A 19,040-nucleotide genomic window follows, 5' to 3' on the forward strand; every position below is an offset into this window, starting at 1 on the left:
ACGCCCGCACAAGGCGGGCGTCAGTCGTTGAGGCAGGTTTCATACAGGCAAGAAACCTATCGAGCAGTGAGTTACTTATAGCCAATCCTTGAGACGACTCCAAGCTTAAAGTTTACAGCCAGCCGCCCCCCCTGTAGGCAGGTCGCGAACGCCAACGGCCTCGGGGGATCGTTTCGACCATGCGCAGAAATCACCGCTTTCACCCATGGATTGTTTCCGTTCTGACCCTTGCCGCGCTGGTATTCGTCCCCTCGACCAGCCCCGCGCAGGACCTGCCGACGCATGGCATCGCTATGTATGGCGACCCGGCCCTGCCACCAGATTTCGCGTTCCTGCCCTATGCGAACCCCGATGCACCCCAGGGCGGGCGAATCGTTTTCGCGGAAATCGGCGGGTTTGATTCGCTCAATCCCTTCATCCTGCGCGGATCGGCGCCCTGGGGCGTCAACCTGCTGACGGTTCAATCGCTTCTGGGTCGCAGTTACGACGAGCCGTTTACCCTGTATGGCGTTCTGGCCGAGTCCGTCGAGACCGATTCGGACCGCGATTTCGTCACCTTCACGTTACGCGACGAGGCCCGATTCTCGGATGGAAGCCCCGTCACGGTGGCCGATGTGCTCTGGTCCTTCGAGACGCTGGGCACCCAGGGGCACCCCCGCTACCGCACCGCCTGGGACAAGATCGCCGCGATCGAACAGGTCGGGCCGCGGTCGATCCGCGTCACCTTTACCGAACCCGACCGCGAGTTGCCGCTGATCCTGGGCCTGCGCCCGATCCTGCAACGGTCTCAATTCGACGTGAGCGCGGGTGGGCGGGAATTCGCCGAGTCCGGGCTGACCCCGGTGATCGGCTCGGGCCCCTATGAGGTGGCCGAGGTCGATCCGGGGCGTTCGATCACCTTTCGGCGGGTCGCCAACTGGTGGGGCAACGACCTGCCCTTTTTTCGCGGCCAGAACAATCTCGACGAAATCCGCTATGAATACTACAGCGACGCCTCGGTCGCGTTCGAGGCCTTCAAGAGCGGTCTCATCAGCGTGTGGCGCGAGCCGAACGCCGCCCGCTGGGCCGACAGCTACGATTTCCCCGCCGTGACCGATGGCCGCGTGCGCCGGGTCGATATCCCACACCAGCGCCCCTCGGGGATGTCGGGGTTCGTGTTCAACACCCGCCGGCCGCAATTCGCGGATTGGCGGGTGCGCGAGGCGCTGATCCTGGCCTTTGATTTCGAACGCATCAACACCACCGTCACCGGCGGCGCCGAGCCGCGCATCGCCTCCTATTTCGGGAACTCGGTTCTCGGGATGCGGCCCGGCCCGGCCGAGGGGCGCGTGCGGGCGCTGCTGTCGCCCTTTGCCGATGACCTGCCCCCCGGCGCGTTGGACGGCTACGCGCTGCCCGTCAGCGATGGCCGCGCCAACCGGCGCAACCTGCGCGCGGCGACGCGGCTGCTGGACCAGGCGGGATGGCGGCCCGATGCCGAGGGCGTGCTGCGCAATGCGGCCGGCGATGCGTTCCGCTTCGAAATCCTTCTGATGCAGGGGCAGACCGACTATCAGACCATCGCCAGCGCCTATGTCGAATCCCTGCAAACCCTGGGGATCGCGGCGCGTGTGACGGTGATCGACCCGGCGCAATACGTCCAGCGCACCAATGGCTACGACTTCGACATGACCTATCTTCTGCGCCTGATGTCCTTGAGCCCGGGCAACGAACAGACGCTGTATTGGGGCGCAAACGGCGTCAGCGATCCGGGCACCCGCAACTGGGCCGGGGTTCACGACCCCGCGGTCGAGGCGATGATCTCCACCATGCTGGGGTCGCGGACCGAGGCGGATTTCACCGCCGCGGTGCGCGCGCTCGACCGGGTGCTGATGGCCGGGCGCTATGTCATCCCCTTCTGGTATGCGCCCGTCAGCCGATTGGCGGTGGCCCAAGGGTTGCATTATCCCGCAACCTTGCCCATATATGGTGACTGGACCGGCTTCCTGCCCGAAGTATGGTGGTTTCAGGAATGAACTCAAAACTCGTGCTTGCCCTTGCGCTGATGCTGGCCACACTGGCCGGCTGCAACACCGTCGAAGGGATCGGCCGCGACATCTCGGGCGGCGCCAACGCGGTGCGGGGGTGGTTCAGCCACTGACCCCGACCCCGGCGCGCGCCCGGTCGTGTGTCTGTCGGGCCGGTGTCGCCGGGTCTGGCGCCTAATCCAGCGACGTGACCCAGAGGATCGTGGCATCCTCGGGGCTGAGGCTGATGACATTGTGCCCCATCGACGCATCGTAATAGGCGCTGTCGCCGCGCTTCATGTCGATCGGCGCGTAGAATTCTGTCAGCAACCGGATCTGGCCGGTCAGCACATACAGGAATTCCTCACCATCGTGGCGCACCCAACCGTCGAAATCCTCAAAGGATCGGGCCCGGATCCGGGCGCGGTAGGGCAGCATCGACTTGCGCGTCAGCCCACCCGACAGCAACTCGTGCTCGTAGGTCGTGGTGACATGGGCCTCGCCCTCGCCCGCGCGGGTGGTGGTCATGCGCCCACCCGGCGCGGTGTTGCGCGGCGGGGTGAACAACTGGGGCACGGAAATGCCCAACCCCTCGGCCAGCTTCTTCAGCCCGTCGTAGGTGGGCGACATCTGGCCGTTCTCGATCTTGGACAGTGTCGAGCGCGCCAGCCCCGCGGCCTGCGCCGCCTGCTCGAGCGTCCAGCCGCGATCCTTGCGCAGCGCGCGCACGCGCTCGGCCAGATCGACCGGGGTTGCCAGCGCCTCTTCGCCGTCGGAACGGACAATGCGCGAGATCATCGGGTTGGACAGATCGCTCATGATGGGCGCGTTCTGCGCCAAAACGGCGCGAATGTCGAGATGCCGCCAAAGACGGCGCCCGCCGGCATGGCGCCCGGACGGATGGCGGGCCCGCGCCCTCTTGCCCCGGAAAGCGCAAAAGGTTAGCTCGATTCCATGCACGCGTTAATTGACTCTGGTCCCCCGGCACCGCCGCCTGCCCTGTTCAACCTGGCGCGCCACGTTCTGGGGGCCGGGTCGTGCACGCCCGACAAGATCGCCTTGCAGATCCTGACCCTCTCGGGCGCGGAACGCTGGTCCTATGCGGCGCTCGGCGCGGCGGTGCGGGGGATCGGCACGGGGCTGATCGCCCTGGGCCTGGCGCCCGGCGACCGGGTGTTGCTGCGGCTGGGCAACACGGTGGATTTTCCGCTGGCCTTTCTGGGGGCGATCACCGCCGGTCTGGTGCCCGTGCCGACCTCGTCGCAGCTGACCACCGACGAGATCACCGCCATGGCCGCGCAAATTGCCCCCGCGGCGGTGGTCGCGGCGCCCGGCATCGCGCTGCCCGAGGGCGCGGCGCGGGTGATCGACATCCCTGCCCTGCACGCCATGCGCGCGCTTCCGCCCTGTGACTGGGCGATGGGTGCGCCCGACCGGCTGGCCTATCTGATCTTTACGTCGGGCACCTCGGGGCGACCGCGGGCGGTCATGCACGCGCATCGCGCGGTCTGGGCGCGGCGGCTGATGTGGCAAGGCTGGTATGGGCTGACGCCCGAGGACCGGCTGCTGCACGCCGGCGCATTCAACTGGACCTACACCCTGGGCACCGGACTGCTGGACCCCTGGGCCATCGGCGCGACCGCCCTCATCCCAGGTGCCGGGGTCACGCCCGCGCAATTGCCGCTGCTGCTGAAACGCTTCGACGCGACGATCTTTGCAGCGGCGCCGGGGGTCTACCGGCAGATGCTGCGCGCGCCGCTGGCGCCGATGCCACGGCTCAGGCACGGGCTGTCGGCCGGCGAGACGCTGCCCGAGGGCACGCGCCACGCCTGGACCCAGGCCACCGGCACGCCGATCTACGAGGCGCTCGGCATGTCCGAAGTGTCCACCTATGTATCGGCCGCCCCCGGCCGGCCCGCGCCCGCGGGGACCGCGGGCTATGCGCAGCCGGGCCGCCGGATCGCCGTTCTGGGCCCCGATCACAGCCCGGTCGCGCGCGGCGAGGCGGGGGTGCTGGCGGTCGGCGCGGACGACCCCGGCCTGTTCCTGGGCTATTGGGGCCAGCCTGAAGAAACGGCGGCGAAATTCGCCAGGGGCTGGTTCCTCACCGGCGACACGGTCCGCATGGAGAGCGACGGCGCGATCCGCTACCTGGGGCGCGACGACGACATGATGAACGCGGGCGGCTACCGCGTCTCGCCGCTCGAGGTGGAGCATGTCATGGCCATGCACCCGGGCATCGCCGAATGCGCCGCGGTCGAGGTGCCGGTCCGCGATGGCGTCAGCGTGATCGGGCTGTTCTATGTGCCCGGCGCGGTGCCCGTGACCGAGGGCGCGCTGGCCGACCACGCGGCGCACCACCTGGCCCGATACAAGCAACCGCGGCTGTTTCGCCCCCTCGACGCGCTGCCCAAGGGCGCCAACGCCAAGATCAACCGCCGCGCGCTGCGGCAGGGATGGAGCCCGGAATGACCACCAAACTCGACATCTTCTCGGACCCGATCTGCCCCTGGTGCTATATTGGCAAGGCCCGGCTCGAATCCGCGCTGGAGCAGCGGCCCGATCACCCGTTCCTCATCGAGTGGCACCCGTTCATGCTGAACCCCGCGATGCCGCCTGCCGGCATGGACCGGCTGGCCTATATGCAGGCCAAGTTCGGCGACGCGGACGGTATCCTGAAAGCCTATTTGCCAATTCAGCAAGCCGCCGAGGCCGCCGGCCTGCCGTTCCACCTGGAGCGGATCACGCGCACGCCCGCGACGCTGGATGCCCACCGGCTGATCCATTGGGCCGGGCTCGAGGGGCGCCAGAATGCGGTCGTCAGCGCGCTGTTTCGCGCCTATTTCGCCGAAGGGCGCGACATCGGCGATGCCGCCGTCCTGTCCGAGGTTGCCGGCGCGGCGGGGATGGATGCCACGATGACCGCGCGGCTTCTGGCCACCGATGCCGATGCCCAGGACATCCGCGAACGCGATGCCATGATCCGCGAACGCGGCCTGGGCGGCGTGCCCGGGTTCCTGATCGGGCGCAAATACGTCCTGACGGGCGCGCAACCGGCCGAGGTCTGGACCCGGCTCATCGACGATCTGGTGGCCAGCGCATGACCCCCCGCCGCAAACCCCTGCCTTTCCCCGAATTCGTCGCGCTGCTGGCGCTGCTCATGGCCACGGTTGCCTATTCGGTGGACGCGATGTTGCCCTTGCTGCGCCCCATCGGCGAGGACCTGGCGCCCCATGCGCCCGAACAGGCGCAACTGGTCATCACGGTCTTCATGGTCGGATTGGGGCTGGGCACCTTTACCATGGGGCCGATCTCGGACGCGTTCGGGCGCAAGCCCGTGATGCTGGCGGGCATCGTGCTGTATATGGTCGCCGCGGTGGTGGCGGCCCTGTCGCAGAACCTGGCGGTCCTGCTGGCCGCGCGCTTTGTGCAGGGGCTGGGAACCTCGGCGCCGCGGACCGTCAGTCAGGCGATGGTGCGTGACCTCTACGCGGGGCGGCAGATGGCGCGCGTTGTGTCCTTTGGCATGACCGTGTTCACGCTGTTTCCCGCCGTCGCGCCCTTTGTGGGCTCGCTCGTGGGGGCGGCCTTTGGCTGGCGCGCGATCTTCGTCAGCTTTCTGGTGTTTGGCGCGGTGACCCTGCTGTGGCTGGGCCTGCGCCAGCCCGAGACACTGGCGCCCGAGAACCGCCGGCCCCTGGCGATCGGCCCGTTGTGGAGCGCGCTGAAGACGGTGCTGGGGCACGCGCAGGTGCGGCTCTATCTGGCGGCGATGACCTTTACCTTCACCACCATGCTGTTGTGGCTGAGCACCGTCGCGCAATTGTTCGACACGGCCTTTGACCGGGCGGACGAGTTTCCCTCGTGGTTCGCAATGGTCGCGCTGCTGTCGGCCCCGGCCAGCCTGCTCAACGCGCGCCTGGTGATGCGGTTCGGGATGCAGCGGATGGTGACTGTGGCGTTGGGCATGCAACTGGCCATGGTGTCGCTGTGCCTGCTGGGGTTCGGCCTGCACCTGCCCTTTGCCGGCTTTGCGCTGTTCGTGGCGATGATGCTGATCCAGTTTTTCACCATCGGCTTTCTGGTCGGCAATCTGAACGCCCTGACGCTGGAGCCGATGGGCCATGTCGCGGGTATGGCGGCGTCGGTCGCGGGCGGGGTTTCGACGATGTGCGCGGCCTTTCTGGCGGCCCTGTTGGCACATTTCGTCGCGGGGGACCCGGCGGTTCTGGCCGCCGGGGTTCTTCTGGCATTGCTTGGGTCGGCGGCCTGCATGGCGCTGGCCCGCCGCGTCGGTTGAGGGGTTCGGACCGCCGCGCGCGGCGGGGGTCACGCTCAGACGGGCGGCGGCGCAAGCAGGACGGGTGGCGGTGGCGCGATCAGGACAGGCGGGTCGATGACCAGGATGATCTCGGTCGGGACGGGCTGTCCATCGGTGCCCAACGTGCCCAATTGTGCCACCGTTGCACCGCTGAGCGTGTCGCTGATGCTGGTGGCCAGGCTTCCCGTGCCATCACGCACCGACGACACCGCGGCCAGTCCCAACCCGGTGACCGCCGCCGCCAGAACCACCCAATCCACCGTTACGGCCCCATCAACGCGGGCCAAAAAATACTTCATTGAAAACAATATTCTGCGCATGGCTTTTCCTCCATCATGGGCGCACAATGCGGCCAGTCAGGCGCGCCGATTCCGGCAAAACCAAGGCGTAGGCGGCGTTTTTTGAGGGCGGTGCGTTTGCGTGCCGATTTTGCGTGACGCTGCGTCAGCCTTGGCGCAGCCGTGCGCGGTTCAACGCCAGCCATTGCGCTGAAATCAGCAAGGGGCCGTTCTCGGCCTCGCCCGAGTCGAGCAGCGCCATCAGGCGGTCGAACGGGATGACATGGGCGCGGATATCCTCGGCCTCGGTTTCGAGACCGCTCACCCCTTCGGCCGCCTGCGGCAGGGCTGCCAGGCCGACGAAGCTGACGATGTATTCCGTCACCGCGCCCGGGCTGACGTAGTAACGCGCGACCGGGTGCAACCGGTTCAGGTCCAGCCGCGCCTCTTCCAGCGCCTCGCGGCGGGCGGCGGCCTCGGGGGTTTCGCCGGGGTCGATGCGCCCGGCGATCGGCTCCAGCGACCAGGCGTTGGCGTCGCCGCGCGCATAGGGCCCGTAACGGAACTGTTCGACCAGCATCACCGTGTCACGCACCGGGTCATAGGGCAGAACCGTGACCGCGTCGCCCATGATGAAGCCGGCGCGGGTGACCGTCTCGCTGTGGCTGCCGTCGAACCGGCGAAACCGCAGGTCCGTTTCCTCGACCCCGAAGAACCAGGTGTAGGGCCTCCTGTGCGCCGCCACTTCGACGTCGCCCGGTCGGCCCTGCCGGCGCAGGGTCGCGGGGGCGGGTTCGGCGCGCGCGCGCAGTCGGCTGGCGGCACGGACCTTGAGCATCGGATAGCGTTCGATGATTGCCTCGGGTGTGGCATCGGGCAGCAGCGCCATGACCTCGGCCACGGTCTCGACCGCCAGCGCCCCGGCGCGCGCGACCCAGGCCTGAAGCGACCAGTCCGCCCCGCCCTGCCACAGGCCGGCGCGGGGCAGATAGATCTGCGCGCGGACCGGCTGGCCCCCATGCTGGACGGTGATCGGCACCGGGTCATAGCCAAAGGCGCGTTCGTAGCCGTCCAGCCGCTCGCGGGCCAGGGCGCCGGGATGAACCAGCAGCCCCTGCGCCACGGCGCCCGGTCGCGCGGTGAACAGCGGAAAGTCCAGCGACCGCCCCGACGGCGCCATGGCGTGACAGATCGCGTGATCGTCCAGCCGGGCCTCTGCCGCGCGCAACGCCTCGCCGGCGACGGCCGCATAGAGCGGCGGATGGCGCAGCGTGCCATAGAGAAAGAGCGGTTCAGCCCCGGTCATTGCGGCGGCGTTCCATCATGACCCAGAGCACATGCAGGATCACGCCAATGACCGCGCCGCCGCTGAGGGTCAGCACAAGGAAATCCTGCACCAGCATTTCGCGCAGCCAGTCGATGATGATCGAGAAATAGCCGGTCACGGCCTCCATCGGTTCGTCATAGCGCCGGTGATACCCGCGATAGAAAACCTCGCCGACGGCCGTCACCGCCGTGATGGCCACCGCCGCCAGGACCACCCCCTGCACACCCTGATAGATCGAATGCCACAGCGCCCGGCCAATGCGGCGGCCGACGAACAGCCAGGCGACCACAGCGGCGACGGCGGCCGCCCAGAGCGGCAAGGTCGAGCCGTCGCGCATCTCGCCGAAATGCATCAGTTCGAACTGTTTCGAGCAATAGGCCGCGAACACCGCGAACAACACGGCGGCGATCGGCTGAATCAACGTGAACATGGCACCTCCTGCCCGTGCCCGGCGCGGCCCCGTCAGGCGGGACGGCGCAGGGTGATCTGGGTCACGTCACAGATACCCGTGTGAAACGCGCCTGCGCAAGAGGTGAGGTAGAAGTCCCACATCCGCTTGAATCGGGCATCGTAACCCAGTGTCTGGATCCGGTCCCAGGTCTCGGTAAAGGTTTCGTGCCAGCGGCGCAGGGTCTGGCTGTAGCTCTCGCCGAACTCGATCGAGGCCAACCACCCCAGCCCCGCCTGCTGCGCTTCGTGCGCAAAGCGCGCGGGCGAGATCAGCATGCCCCCGGGAAAGATGTATTTCTGGATGAAATCCACGTTCTTGCGATAGGTCGCGAACCGCTCGTTGGGCACGGTGATGACCTGGATCGTCGCCCGCGCCCCTTCCTTCAGCCGGTCGCGCACCGCATTGAAATAGGTGGGCCAGTATTTCTCGCCCACCGCCTCGAACATCTCGATCGAGGCGATGCCGTCATAGCGGCCGACCTCGTCGCGGTAGTCCTGAAGCTTGATCTCGACCTTGTCGCCCAGACCCGCGCGTTGCATCCGCGCGACGGCGAAATCGTGCTGCGCCCGGCTGATGGTCAGGCCGGTGACCTTGAGCCCGCGCTTGCCGGCGGCGTATTCCGCGAACCCGCCCCAGCCGCAGCCGATCTCCAGCACATGATCGCCCGGTTGCAGGCCCAGGGAATCCACCAGCGCCTCGTATTTCTGTTCCTGGGCGCGCTCGAGGCTTTCCTGTCCGGTGCGGAACAACGCCGAGGAATACGTCATGCTGTCATCGAGCCACAGCTTATAGAAATCGTTCCCAAGATCATAGTGATAGGCGATGTTCTTTTTCGCCTGCTTGCGCGAGTTGCCGCGCAGCCAGTGGCGAACCCGTTCATAGGTGCGCACCAGCGCCATGCCGGTGAAATCGTCCAGAAGCGCGGGGTTGTCCTTGAACACGACATCCATCATCGCCTGAAGGTCGGGGGTGCTCCACCATCCGTCGATATAGGCGTCGGCAAAGCCCAGGTCACCTTCGCGGATCAGGCGGGCAAAGGCGTCGGGGTTGTGGACACGCACCTCGGCCGCCTGGCCCGGTTCGCGGCCCTGGGCGCGGAACCGCCGCCCATCGGGCAGCACGATGTCGAGGCGTCCGTAATTCATTCCCTGAAGCTGGGCGAAGACCGGCTTGAAATAGCGCGGAAGATCCGACTGCCCGTCGGTGGTGGTCAGGAATTCCATGCGTCCCCCTGTCGAAGTCTTTGCTTCTGTTGGGGAAACTCTAGCGCCCGAGTCGCAGGTTGCAAAAGAAAAATTAGCCGGCGCGCGCGCGAAACGCCTGATAGGCCGCCAGCGCACGCAGGCGACCCTGGGCGGGATCGATCAGGGGTCGGGGATAGGGTTGCCCGGGTTCAAGGCCCCAGGCGCGCGGCGCGGCCTCGAACCAGGCCCGCGCCTCGGGGCCGGGATGCGGGGCGATCTCGGCTATGAAGGTCCTTCTATAGGCCATTGATTTATCGAATTTATCAGCCTGTGTATCGGGGTTGAAAACGCGGAAATACGGGGCTGCGTCAGGGCCCGATCCGGCGACCCATTGCCACCCCATCGCGTTCGAGGCCGGGTCCCAGTCCGTCAGGCAGTCCGCAAACCAGTCCATACCGATTTTCCAATGGGAAATCAGGTTCTTGGTAAGATAACTTGCGACCACCATACGGACCCGGTTGTGCAGGGTGCCGGTCACATACATCTGCCGCAATCCGGCATCGACCAGCGTCACGCCGGTGCGGGCGCGGCGCCATGTTTCCGTGGCGTCACTCTCGCCCTGCCAGGGAAAACCGGCCCATTCTGGACGCCAGGCCTCGGTCAGCAGATGCGGCGTGTGGAACATCAGGTGGTGGGCAAAGTCACGCCAGGCGAGCTCCTTGCGGAAGGTCTCGCCCCCGGCACCCTGAGGTGCGGCATGCCAGACGCGGCGCGGGCCGATCTCGCCATAGGTCAGGTTTTCGGACAGGCCCGAGGTCGCCGGAAGCGCCGGAAAATCCCGCTCTGTGGCGTAGCGGGCGACGGGGCCGGCGAGGAACCGCGCCAGCCGGTCCTGCGCCCGGACCTCGCCGGTCTCGGCGTAGCGGGCCAGCACCGGGGCACCGCGATTCATCGCAGCGCCCAGTCGCCAACTGGCCAGATCCTCGGACCCGGGCCATTCGGCGGGGGGCGTCAATCGGGCGGGCGCGGGCACCGGCGGCGCGACGCCCAGCCCCTGCAACGCCCTCCAGAACGGGGTGAAAACCTTGTAGAACTGGCCACTTGCGGGGCGCAGCTCCCACGGTTCGGCCAACGTGTGACCGGCGAAAGAGCGCGCCTCGATACCCAGGGTCCTGAGCGTGTCCTTGATGAGGCGATCGCGATCGCGGGTTTGCGGCTCATAGAGACGCCCCCACCAGACGCCCTGCGCGCCGGTCTCGCGCACCAGGTCCAGCAACGCGGTCAGCGCCGGCCCCCGGCGCAGGATCAGCCGCGCGCCCTGACCGGCCAGCCGTTGCGCGAAGCTTTCGACCGCCTGCCCCATGCGCCAGCGGGCCGCCGCGCCCAGCCCCGTCACCGACGCATCCGCCACGAACACCGGGATCAGCGGGCGCCCCGTCGCGGCGGCGGCGGCCAGCATCGGGTTGTCGTCCAGCCGCAGATCGCGGCGGAACCACACGATCAGCGGTGTCACAGAACCCGGTCCAGCGCGGCGATCAGTTGGTCCACCTCGGCACGCGCGGTGTAATGGACGAAGCTCATGCGCAGCACGCCGTGGTCGGGATTGGCACCCTGCGCCGCCAGCGCGCGGACGGCATAGAAATCGCCGCCCCCCGCCATGATCCCCAGCCCGGCCAGATCGCGCGCGATATCGACGCCGCGCCGTTCGGCCATCACGGCGACCGTGGGCGCGCGCCGCGCGGCCTGTTTCGGCCCCAGCAGCCGCAATTCATTGCGGCCGCCCAGGTAGTCCAGCAGCGGTTGCAGCAGCGCCGTTTCATGCGCGCGCATCAGATCGTGCACCAGCGCCGCGCGTCCCTTGGGGTCCAGCCCCGCGCCGCCGTGATGCGCGGCCTGCGCGTCGATGTAATCGGCCATCCCGGCACAGGCGGCCACCTGCGCGTGGTCGGGGCCGGCCGGGGTAAAGCGTTTGAACAGGTCGTCGCCGTTGAAATAGTGCCCCTGGTTGGGCAGCGCCATCCCCAGGGCGCGGCGGATGACCAGAATTCCCTGATGGGGGCCATAGGTCTTGTAGGCGGAAAACAGGTAGATATCCGCCCCCAGCGCGGCGATGTCGGGAAAGCCGTGCGGCGCGTAGCTGACGCCGTCCACGCAGACCACGGCGCCCTCGGCATGGGCCATGGCGGCGATCTCGGCCACGGGGTTCACCTCGGCCACGACGTTCGAGCAATGGGGAAAGCACACCAGCTTCGCGCCTTTCAGCAGCGGGCCCAGCCGGTCCAGCGGCAGGTGTCCGGTCGCCGGGTCGATCTGCCATTCGCGCACCTCGATGCCGCTGTCGGCCAGCCGGCGCCAGGGCCCGGTGTTGGCCTCGTGGTCCTGGTTGGTGACGACGATCGCATCGCCCGGTTTCAGGTGCTGGCGAAAGGCCTGCGCCAGCACATAGGTGTTGGCCGTGGTCGAGGGGCCAAAGGACACCTCGTCCGTCGCGACGCCCATCAGCGCCGCCAGGCGGGCGCGGGCCTCGTCCATCTCCTCGCCGCCCAGGCGGCTGGCCTCGTAGGGGCCATAGGGCTGGACCTTGCGCTGGTGGTAGAAGCGCGTCAGCCGGTCAATGACCGGCTTGCAGGTATAGCTGCCACCGGCGTTCTCGAAGAAGGCCTGCCCTTGCAGGGCGGGCTCGGCAAAGGCCGGGAATTGGGCGCGCGTGAAATCGAGGTCCAGAACCATGCGAATCTCCCTGTTGTCGGGGCACGATAGGACGGCGCCGGGCCGCCGACCAGAGCAACGGGCGGATTGACACGACTTCCGAGGTCTGACATTCTATTGACAGACAATAAAAAACCCTTGAATCGAGCAGGTTCGCCCCATGAAAGCGCCCTTACCCCCAGCGGGCAAGAGCCCCGATCGCGCCACCGCGATCGCCGGACTCTTGCAAGACAACATCGTCTCGGGTCACTACGTTGCGGGCGACCGGCTGCCGTCCGAGGCCGACCTGTGCGCCCATTTCAAGGTGTCGCGCCCGACCCTGCGCGAGGCCCTGGGCCGCCTGGCCGCGCGCGGGCTGATCGCGTCGCGGCGCGGCGCGGGCGGCGGCGCCTTCGTCACCAGCCCCGACCCGGCTGTCGCGGGCGAGCAGATCGCGGCCCTGATCGCGCTCACCACCCGGGCCGAGGGCAACGCCCATCGCCCGCTGCTGACCGAGGCCCGCATCCAGATGCAACTGGGCTGCGCCGATCTGGCGGTGTTGCGCCGGGCCGACATCGCCGACCTGCGCGCCGAGATCGACCTGCAATCGGATTTCGCCTTGCCCGAGGCCGATTTCGTCGCGTCGATGAAGCGCATGAACCTGGCGCTGGCCATGGCATCGGGGAACGCGGCGATGGCGATGCTGACGCAGGGCCTGGTCGAGGCCGAGTTCGCGCTGATGCCCGAGGGGGGGTATCCCACCCGGCTGCGCGCGCGCTACCTGTCCTATCATGTGCGCATCGCCAATGGCATCGCGGGCGGCCGGGTCGAGGACACGCGCGCCGCGCTGACCGAGCTGTGGAGCTTCGAGATCGAGCGCGCGAACGGAGGCCCCGACGATGCCCAGCCGGTCGAGCGGCCACCGAAGATGCGCGATCTGCGCCTGCCGCCCGTGCAACGTCTGACGCCCCTCGAGGAGTGAACCGCGACCATGGCCGCAACCCTGCGTCACCGGCTCTCGACCGTCATCGACCCTGAAATGAACACCCGGCCCGGGCTGTCGGGTTTCAATCAGGTGGTGATCGCCTGCATCCTGTTGCTGGTGGTCATCGGCGTGATGGAAACCGAGGTCCATTTCATCCGCCATTACGGCGGACTGGCCAGCGGGCTGAAAACGGTGCTGTTCGTATTTTTCGCCATCGAATACCTGTTGCGGCTGTGGGTTGCGCCGCTGAACCCCAAAGTCCGCAGCATGCTGCATTATGCGCTGTCGCCGGCTGCATTGCTGGACCTGGCGGTGATGGTCACCTTTGTCACGCCCTTCCTGGGGCTTGAGGTCACGGTGTTCCGGCTGCTGCAACTGACCCGGCTGGTGCGGCTGGCGCGGCTGGGCCGGTTCAGCCGGGCGCTGAATCTGGTCTATGTCGCCATCCGGTCGCGATCGACCGAGCTGTCGCTGGCCTTTGGCCTGGCGTTCGCGCTGATGCTGGCGGCCTCGACCCTGCTCTATTTCGTCGAATCCACCGCCCAGCCCGAGGCCTTCGGATCGATCCCGCGGGCGATGTGGTGGGCGGTCGAGACGCTGACCACGGTGGGCTACGGCGATGTGGTGCCGGTGACGCCGCTGGGCCGGTTCCTGGCGGCGGTGACCGCGCTGTGCGGGATCGGCATCATCGCGCTGCCGACCGGGATGCTGGCGGGCGCCTTTTCCGACGCAATTCGCCACGCGCGCGAGGATCGCCAACACGGCGGCCCCGACACCTGACCCCCCTTGAGACCGCGCCGCCCTGCGCCTATATTGGCGCTGTTCCCGGCAACGGGGACTATGGACATAAACGCGCTCGGAATAATCGGATCGGACCCGGGGGCGGTACCCGGCGGCTCCACCAAAGTCCTTCATTGGGGGCAAATGGGGCCGAAACAGGATCGACGAACGTCTAAAGGGGTTTGCTTTGTCCCGGTGAGCGACCACCGTTATCGGTGCAAAACGTACAGTTGCCAATGACAACCGTGCTCCGGTGGCCGTCGCTGCGTAATGCAGTTGACCTAAACCGATTCTAAGTCCTGGCGCTTAGCCGCGTCAGGCGGGGTTCGCAGGCACCTGGCAACAGAAGCCTGCACTTTCCCCACCACATGCCGCGTGCCGACGCCCCGGATCGGATCGGTTTTCTGCAACCGCGAATGCGCTGAAGGCTTTTCTTCGCCTGCGAAAACCCTATGCTGGCCCAAACGAAACGGGGGCAGGCATGGACCGTGGAATCGATTACGGCAACCTCATGCACCAGGCCATGCGCGGTCTGATCCGCGAGGTCATGACCCGCGTCGAGCAGGGCGGCCTGCCCGGCGCGCATCACTTCTTCATCACGTTGAACACCCATTACCCGGGTGTCGAGATGGCCGACTGGCTGCGCGCGCGCTATCCCGACGAGATCACCATCGTGATCCAGAACTGGTATGAGAACCTGACCGTGGACGATGGCGGCTTTGCAGTGACGCTGAATTTCGGCAATCAACCCGAGCCGCTCTATATCCCCTTCGACGCGATCTCGACCTTCGTCGATCCCTCGGTCGAGTTCGGCCTGAAATTCGAGACCCAGCTCGACGATGAGGACGACGACGAGGACGAGGACGACGAGGATGCCGAACTCCTCCATTCCGAGCCCGAGCCGCACAAGGCGGGCGAGGTCGTGAGCCTCGACAAGTTCCGCAAGTAACGGCGCGCGCGCCACGGGTTTTGTCGCTCCCGAGCCCCCGCACGGGGTTGCGCCACCCGCGGCCCGCGCCCATCTTGGCAGGAAACCGGAGCGATCCATGAGCAAATCCCTGAAACGCGTGGCCGCGGCCATCGAAGACGCGGGCCTCGAGGCCGAGATCCTGAACCCCGGCCCCAGCCGCACCGCCGACGAGGCCGCCGCGGCCTGCGGCTGCGCGCTGGACCAGATCGTGAAGTCGCTGATCTTTCAAGGCACGAGCGGCACGATCTATCTGTTCCTGACCGCCGGCGGCAACCGGCTGGACCTGGACAAGGCGGCGGCCCTCGCTGGCGAACCGCTGGAACGGGCGGATGCCAACACGGTGCGCGCGGTGACCGGCTTCGCCATCGGCGGCGTCGCGCCGCTGGGGCATCTGAGCGCGCCCGCGATCTTCGCCGACCCGCGGCTGAAGGATTTCCCCGTGGTCTACGCGGCCGCGGGCACGCCGAACCATGTCTTTTCGGTGGACCCGGGCGCGCTGTTCGCCGCCTGCGGCGCGCACGAGGCCGCGTTCACGCAATGAGCCTGCCGCACCCCGAAGACGACCCCGCCTTTTACGACCATCTCATCGCCAAGCGGTTCCTGGCCTGGGTGATCGACCTGCTGGTGACGGCGCTGCTGACGCTGTTGGTCATCGTGCTGACGCTGGGGTTGGCGGCCCTGGTGTTTCCGCTGGTCTGGGCGGTCATCGCGGTCGCCTATCGCACGGTGATGCTGACCCGCTATGGTGCGACGGCCGGGATGCTGGTCGCCGCGGTGCGGTTGCGCCGTCTCGATGGCCGGCGCCCGGATTCGACCCTGTGCCTGTGGCACTCGGCGCTCTATTCGGGGTCGATGATCGTGTTTCCGGTGCAGATCGCCTCGGTCGCGATGATGCTGACGACGCCCTATCGCCAGGGGCTGAACGACTGGATTCTGGGGACCACCATCCTCAACGATTATGTCGAACGATGACGCCTCGGCGCGGATGAACACGGGACTTGGCGGACGGGGTCGGCCTTGCTAACGTGACCACGATGCGCAAGGGATCAGGGCGCGTCGGATCACGCCGAGCACTGGAAAGGACGGGGCGCCCACCATGCGCCATACGCTGCCCATCGCACCGCAATTCTACGTCACGGCGCCACAGCCCTGCCCCTATCTGGCCGGGCAGAGCGAACGCAAGCTGTTCACGGCGTTGACCGGCGACGGCGCGCGCGCGCTCAACGATACGCTGTCGAAACAGGGATTTCGCCGCTCGCAGAACGTGCTGTATCGGCCGGCCTGTTCGGAATGCGCGGCCTGCCTGTCGGCGCGTATCCGGGTGGCCGATTTCGCCCCGACGCGCAGTCAGCGCAAGACCGCCAACCGCAACGCGCATCTGCACCGCGAGGCCACCAGCGCCTGGGCCACCGACGAACAGTTCGCGCTGTTCCGCCGCTATCTGGACAGCCGGCATGCCGATGGCGGCATGGCGGACATGGATATCTTCGAATTCGCAGCCATGATCGAGGAAACGCCGGTCCGCTCGCGGGTGATCGAATACACCGAGCGCCCCGACGGCAGCACGCGCAAGGGCCGGGGATCCGGGCGCAGCCTGGTGGCGGTCTGCCTGACCGACGTGCTGGATGACGGGTTGAGCCTGGTCTATTCCTTTTACGACCCCGACCGCATCAAGGACGGGCTGGGCACCTACATGATCCTCGATCACGTCGCCCTGGCGCGGCAGGCCGGCCTGCCATACGTCTATCTGGGCTACTGGGTGCCGGGCAGCGCCAAGATGGCCTACAAGGCGCGGTTCGGCGCGCTCGAGGTCTACCGCGAGGGCGCGTGGCAGGACCTGGGCGATCCCGCCGGTTATGACCGCCAGTTGCACCCGCTGGCGGTGCGACCGATCACCGAGCAGGTCGCCGCGATCACCCTGCCGCCCGCCGAATCAGGGGGCAGATCGGTGCGCTGATCGCGTCTGCTTTGCGATTTTTGCGCTGCGACACCCTGCCGCGCAATATTTGCAAAGAAAATCGCGGGAAATGGTTCGAAACCCGCGCTCAGCCCGGTTGACGCTGCTGTGCGGCGGACGTAATGTCCCCGCGAACACGAGGAGAGGCGGATGTCCGCTGTACTTATCAGTTCCGGGGGACCATACGGACAGGCCTGAGCCTGCACCGACGTCCCCCGCTGCCCCCCTGACAGGGGGTTTTTTGTTGCCCAAACGGCCGGTCTGAGTCAAAGGCTGGCACGAGACCAAGGTGGAGAAGATCATGTCCCAGCAGATGGCGCCTTCGCAGATGACGGGTGCGAAGATGGTCGTTCAGGCGCTCAAGGACCAGGGTGTCGAGGTCGTGTTCGGCTATCCCGGCGGCGCCGTCCTGCCGATCTATGACGAGATCTTCCAGCAAAACGAGATCCGCCACATTCTGGTGCGCCACGAACAGGGCGCCGTGCACATGGCCGAAGGCTACGCGCGCTCGACCGGCAAGCCGGGGGTGGTGCTGGTGACCTCGGGGCCGGGGGCGACGAACGCGGTCACGGGCATCACCGACGCCTTGATGGATTCGATCCCGGTCGTGGTGCTGTCGGGCCAGGTGCCGACCTTCCTGATCGGCACCGACGGCTTCCAGGAGGCCGACACCGTCGGCATCACCCGCCCCTGCACCAAGAACAACTGGCTGGTCAAGGATCCCAACCGCCTGGCCGACACGATCCATCAGGCGTTCCACGTCGCGACCTCGGGTCGCCCGGGGCCGGTGCTGGTCGATATCCCCAAGGACGTGCAATTCGCCGAAGGCACCTATATCCCGCCGCAAAAGGCGCGCACGCAGCATTACCAGCCCCGCGTCAAGGGCGACATCGAGGCGATCACCCAACTGGTCGAGCTGATCGAACAGGCCGAACGTCCGGTTCTCTATACCGGCGGCGGGGTCATCAATTCGGGCCCGGCAGCCTGCCAGTTGCTGTGCGAACTGGCCGACGCCTCGGGGATTCCGGTGACCTCGACGCTGATGGGCCTGGGCGCCTATCCCGCCAGCGGCAAGCACTGGATCGGGATGCTGGGGATGCATGGTCTCTACGAGGCCAACATGGCGATGCATGACTGCGACCTGATGATCAACATCGGCGCGCGGTTCGACGACCGCATCACCGGCCGCGTCAACGCCTTCTCGCCCGACTCGCGCAAGGCGCATATCGACATCGACCCGTCCTCGGTCAACAAGGTGATCCGCGTCGATCTGCCGATCATCGGCGACGTGGGCCATGTGCTGGAAGATCTGCTCAAGATCTGGAAATCGCGCGGCCGCAAGACCAATCGCGAGGCGCTGGCCCGCTGGTGGAAACAGATCGACGAATGGAAGGCCGTGAATTGTCTGGCCTACAAGGGCTCGACCAGCATCATCAAGCCGCAATACGCGTTGCAACGGCTCGAGGCGCTGACACGCGGGCGCGATCGCTACATCACGACCGAGGTCGGCCAGCACCAGATGTGGGCCGCGCAGTTCCTGCATTTCGACGGGCCGAACCGCTGGATGACCTCGGGCGGGTTGGGCACCATGGGCTACGGTCTGCCGGCGTCGATCGGCGTGCAGATCGCGCACCCCGACGCGCTGGTCATCAACGTCGCGGGCGAGGCCAGCTGGTTGATGAACATGCAGGAGATGGGCACCGCCGTGCAGTTCCGCGCGCCGGTCAAGCAGTTCATCCTGAACAACGAGCGCCTGGGCATGGTGCGCCAGTGGCAGCAACTGCTGCACGGCGAACGCTATTCGCATTCCTGGTCCGAATCGCTGCCCGATTTCGTCAAGCTGGCCGAGGCCTTTGGGTGCAAGGGCATCCGCGCCACCCACCCCGACGAGGTGGACGACGCGATCCGCGCGATGCTGGACTACGAGGGGCCGGTCATCTTCGATTGTCTGGTCGAAAAGCACGAGAACTGCCTGCCGATGATCCCCTCGGGCAATGCGCACAACGACATGCTGCTGCCCGACGGCGATGTGCGCAACGCCATCAAGGGCGCGGGCGGCGCGCTGGTCTGACGCCCGGCAGCCCCCACCGGCC

The 19,040-nt window shown here is 67.1% G+C and carries 18 protein-coding genes, 1 other RNA gene and 1 pseudogene; 13 read left to right on the top strand and 7 right to left on the bottom strand.

The features are described from left to right. The first annotated feature begins 293 nt into the window (after nucleotides 1-293). Both H6900_12480 and H6900_12485 read left to right on the top strand, forming a co-directional pair. Complete coding sequence (locus H6900_12480) at nucleotides 294-2,015, top strand: ABC transporter substrate-binding protein (GenBank protein MCC0074096.1); 1,722 nt, start codon at nucleotides 294-296, stop codon at nucleotides 2,013-2,015. Continuing rightward, on the top strand, nucleotides 2,012-2,140 hold the full coding sequence (locus tag H6900_12485; GenBank protein MCC0074097.1) for an entericidin: 129 nt from the start codon (nucleotides 2,012-2,014) through the stop codon (nucleotides 2,138-2,140). The genes H6900_12480 and H6900_12485 overlap by 4 nt, the downstream gene beginning before the upstream one ends. 61 nt (nucleotides 2,141-2,201) lie before the next feature. Here H6900_12485 and H6900_12490 read toward each other — a convergent pair whose 3' ends face one another. Next, nucleotides 2,202-2,825 carry a helix-turn-helix transcriptional regulator gene (locus H6900_12490; protein ID MCC0074098.1) on the bottom strand — a complete coding sequence of 208 codons (624 nt, stop codon included), beginning with the start codon at nucleotides 2,823-2,825 and terminating at the stop codon, nucleotides 2,202-2,204. 135 nt (nucleotides 2,826-2,960) lie between these two features. Here H6900_12490 and H6900_12495 point away from each other — a divergent pair, with 135 nt between their 5' ends. Genes H6900_12495 through H6900_12505 form a run of 3 tightly spaced genes read left to right on the top strand, consistent with a single transcriptional unit; the run spans nucleotide 2,961 to nucleotide 6,306 of the window. Then, a complete protein-coding gene (locus H6900_12495; protein ID MCC0074099.1) occupies nucleotides 2,961-4,478 on the top strand; it encodes an acyl--CoA ligase in 1,518 nt (505 codons plus the stop codon). Further along, entirely contained in the window at nucleotides 4,475-5,110 is a 636-nt protein-coding gene (locus H6900_12500) for a DsbA family oxidoreductase (protein ID MCC0074100.1), read from the top strand. The genes H6900_12495 and H6900_12500 overlap by 4 nt, the downstream gene beginning before the upstream one ends. Next, nucleotides 5,107-6,306 carry a multidrug effflux MFS transporter gene (locus tag H6900_12505; protein ID MCC0074101.1) on the top strand — a complete coding sequence of 400 codons (1,200 nt, stop codon included), beginning with the start codon at nucleotides 5,107-5,109 and terminating at the stop codon, nucleotides 6,304-6,306. Before H6900_12500 ends, H6900_12505 begins: the two co-directional genes overlap by 4 nt. Nucleotides 6,307-6,464: 158 nt before the next feature. Here H6900_12505 and H6900_12510 read toward each other — a convergent pair. The 6 genes and pseudogenes from H6900_12510 to H6900_12535 form a co-directional block, all read right to left on the bottom strand. After that, nucleotides 6,465-6,647, bottom strand: a pseudogene (locus tag H6900_12510) (hypothetical protein). Between the two features lie 124 nt (nucleotides 6,648-6,771). Next, the gene (locus tag H6900_12515; GenBank protein ID MCC0074102.1) at nucleotides 6,772-7,911 is read right to left on the bottom strand and encodes an NUDIX domain-containing protein; all 1,140 of its coding nucleotides are present in this window, start codon (nucleotides 7,909-7,911) and stop codon (nucleotides 6,772-6,774) included. Continuing rightward, nucleotides 7,898-8,362, bottom strand: a complete 465-nt coding sequence (locus H6900_12520; GenBank protein ID MCC0074103.1) for a TrgA family protein — start codon at nucleotides 8,360-8,362, stop codon at nucleotides 7,898-7,900. Before H6900_12520 ends, H6900_12515 begins: the two co-directional genes overlap by 14 nt. 32 nt (nucleotides 8,363-8,394) lie before the next feature. Continuing rightward, the gene (locus H6900_12525; protein ID MCC0074104.1) at nucleotides 8,395-9,606 is read right to left on the bottom strand and encodes a class I SAM-dependent methyltransferase; all 1,212 of its coding nucleotides are present in this window, start codon (nucleotides 9,604-9,606) and stop codon (nucleotides 8,395-8,397) included. Nucleotides 9,607-9,679: 73 nt separating this feature from the next. Then, nucleotides 9,680-11,026 carry a deoxyribodipyrimidine photo-lyase gene (locus tag H6900_12530; protein ID MCC0074105.1) on the bottom strand — a complete coding sequence of 449 codons (1,347 nt, stop codon included), beginning with the start codon at nucleotides 11,024-11,026 and terminating at the stop codon, nucleotides 9,680-9,682. A gap of 50 nt (nucleotides 11,027-11,076) precedes the next feature. Beyond that, nucleotides 11,077-12,297 carry an aminotransferase class V-fold PLP-dependent enzyme gene (locus tag H6900_12535; protein MCC0074106.1) on the bottom strand — a complete coding sequence of 407 codons (1,221 nt, stop codon included), beginning with the start codon at nucleotides 12,295-12,297 and terminating at the stop codon, nucleotides 11,077-11,079. 139 nt (nucleotides 12,298-12,436) lie between these two features. Between H6900_12535 and H6900_12540 the strand changes: the two genes are divergently transcribed. From H6900_12540 to H6900_12575, 8 genes are all read left to right on the top strand, one after another. After that, nucleotides 12,437-13,237, top strand: a complete 801-nt coding sequence (locus H6900_12540; protein MCC0074107.1) for a FadR family transcriptional regulator — start codon at nucleotides 12,437-12,439, stop codon at nucleotides 13,235-13,237. Between the two features lie 9 nt (nucleotides 13,238-13,246). Beyond that, nucleotides 13,247-14,020, top strand: coding sequence for an ion transporter (locus H6900_12545; GenBank protein MCC0074108.1), 774 nt, complete (start codon nucleotides 13,247-13,249; stop codon nucleotides 14,018-14,020). A gap of 2 nt (nucleotides 14,021-14,022) precedes the next feature. Further along, nucleotides 14,023-14,377, top strand: a transfer-messenger RNA (tmRNA) gene (gene ssrA / locus H6900_12550). Between the two features lie 124 nt (nucleotides 14,378-14,501). Continuing rightward, a complete protein-coding gene (locus H6900_12555) occupies nucleotides 14,502-14,969 on the top strand; it encodes a hypothetical protein (GenBank protein MCC0074109.1) in 468 nt (155 codons plus the stop codon). A gap of 97 nt (nucleotides 14,970-15,066) precedes the next feature. Beyond that, nucleotides 15,067-15,531 carry a YbaK/EbsC family protein gene (locus H6900_12560; protein MCC0074110.1) on the top strand — a complete coding sequence of 155 codons (465 nt, stop codon included), beginning with the start codon at nucleotides 15,067-15,069 and terminating at the stop codon, nucleotides 15,529-15,531. Continuing rightward, nucleotides 15,528-15,962 carry an RDD family protein gene (locus tag H6900_12565; GenBank protein ID MCC0074111.1) on the top strand — a complete coding sequence of 145 codons (435 nt, stop codon included), beginning with the start codon at nucleotides 15,528-15,530 and terminating at the stop codon, nucleotides 15,960-15,962. Before H6900_12560 ends, H6900_12565 begins: the two co-directional genes overlap by 4 nt. A 124-nt stretch (nucleotides 15,963-16,086) precedes the next feature. Further along, complete coding sequence (locus H6900_12570; protein ID MCC0074112.1) at nucleotides 16,087-16,947, top strand: arginyltransferase; 861 nt, start codon at nucleotides 16,087-16,089, stop codon at nucleotides 16,945-16,947. Nucleotides 16,948-17,260: 313 nt separating this feature from the next. Then, entirely contained in the window at nucleotides 17,261-19,018 is a 1,758-nt protein-coding gene (locus H6900_12575) for an acetolactate synthase 3 large subunit (GenBank protein ID MCC0074113.1), read from the top strand. The last annotated feature ends 22 nt before the right edge of the window (nucleotides 19,019-19,040 follow it).

The sequence above is a fragment of the Rhodobacter sp. genome (assembly GCA_020637515.1).
GTDB lineage: Bacteria > Pseudomonadota > Alphaproteobacteria > Rhodobacterales > Rhodobacteraceae > Pararhodobacter.

Coding starts and splice junctions, on each gene's coding strand:
- H6900_12480 (MCC0074096.1), top strand. CDS start 294: ATGTATGGCGACCCGGCCCTGCCACCAGATTTCGCGTTCCTGCCCTAT.
- H6900_12485 (MCC0074097.1), top strand. CDS start 2,012: ATGAACTCAAAACTCGTGCTTGCCCTTGCGCTGATGCTGGCCACACTG.
- H6900_12490 (MCC0074098.1), bottom strand. CDS start 2,825: ATGAGCGATCTGTCCAACCCGATGATCTCGCGCATTGTCCGTTCCGAC.
- H6900_12495 (MCC0074099.1), top strand. CDS start 2,961: ATGCACGCGTTAATTGACTCTGGTCCCCCGGCACCGCCGCCTGCCCTG.
- H6900_12500 (MCC0074100.1), top strand. CDS start 4,475: ATGACCACCAAACTCGACATCTTCTCGGACCCGATCTGCCCCTGGTGC.
- H6900_12505 (MCC0074101.1), top strand. CDS start 5,107: ATGACCCCCCGCCGCAAACCCCTGCCTTTCCCCGAATTCGTCGCGCTG.
- H6900_12515 (MCC0074102.1), bottom strand. CDS start 7,911: ATGACCGGGGCTGAACCGCTCTTTCTCTATGGCACGCTGCGCCATCCG.
- H6900_12520 (MCC0074103.1), bottom strand. CDS start 8,362: ATGTTCACGTTGATTCAGCCGATCGCCGCCGTGTTGTTCGCGGTGTTC.
- H6900_12525 (MCC0074104.1), bottom strand. CDS start 9,606: ATGGAATTCCTGACCACCACCGACGGGCAGTCGGATCTTCCGCGCTAT.
- H6900_12530 (MCC0074105.1), bottom strand. CDS start 11,026: ATGCTGGCCGCCGCCGCCGCGACGGGGCGCCCGCTGATCCCGGTGTTC.
- H6900_12535 (MCC0074106.1), bottom strand. CDS start 12,297: ATGGTTCTGGACCTCGATTTCACGCGCGCCCAATTCCCGGCCTTTGCC.
- H6900_12540 (MCC0074107.1), top strand. CDS start 12,437: ATGAAAGCGCCCTTACCCCCAGCGGGCAAGAGCCCCGATCGCGCCACC.
- H6900_12545 (MCC0074108.1), top strand. CDS start 13,247: ATGGCCGCAACCCTGCGTCACCGGCTCTCGACCGTCATCGACCCTGAA.
- H6900_12555 (MCC0074109.1), top strand. CDS start 14,502: ATGGACCGTGGAATCGATTACGGCAACCTCATGCACCAGGCCATGCGC.
- H6900_12560 (MCC0074110.1), top strand. CDS start 15,067: ATGAGCAAATCCCTGAAACGCGTGGCCGCGGCCATCGAAGACGCGGGC.
- H6900_12565 (MCC0074111.1), top strand. CDS start 15,528: ATGAGCCTGCCGCACCCCGAAGACGACCCCGCCTTTTACGACCATCTC.
- H6900_12570 (MCC0074112.1), top strand. CDS start 16,087: ATGCGCCATACGCTGCCCATCGCACCGCAATTCTACGTCACGGCGCCA.
- H6900_12575 (MCC0074113.1), top strand. CDS start 17,261: ATGGCGCCTTCGCAGATGACGGGTGCGAAGATGGTCGTTCAGGCGCTC.